This window comes from Neisseria sp. P0001.S005, from assembly GCF_051963715.1.
Genome location: NZ_JBQCTZ010000639.1, coordinates 1 through 425, shown reverse-complemented (window position 1 = coordinate 425; position 425 = coordinate 1). Strand labels below are relative to the sequence as shown.

1 protein-coding gene is annotated in these 425 nt (G+C 51.1%); it reads left to right on the top strand.

Annotated features, from left to right (window positions below; genetic code table 11):
• Nucleotides 1-425, top strand: a 425-nt coding sequence (gene tsf / locus ACTHSP_RS22140; RefSeq protein WP_440347027.1) for a translation elongation factor Ts, incomplete at both ends; no start/stop codon positions are given.

Here is a 425-nt window from a genome sequence, read left to right as displayed (position 1 = left end):
GGTGCGAAAGCCGGTAAACTGGCTGGCCGTACTGCTGCCGAAGGCGTATTGGCTTACGCGATCAACGGCAATGTCGGTGCATTGGTTGAAGTAAACTGCGAAACCGACTTCGTTGCTAAAGACGCCGGCTTCGTAGAATTTGCCAACTTCGTTGCTAAAACTGCTGCCGAGAAAAAACCGGCTTCTGTTGAAGAGCTGAGCGAACTGGTTGAAGCAGAACGCAAAGCCATCATCGCTAAATTGGGCGAGAACATGTCTGTTCGCCGCTTCCAAGTGATTGATACTGCCAACCAACTGGTTGCCTACATCCACGGTGCTTTGGCTACCGAAGGCGTATTGGTTGAGTATAAAGGCTCTGAAGACGTAGCACGCAAAATCGGTATGCACATCGTTGCCGCTAAACCACAATGCGTAAGCGAAGCCGA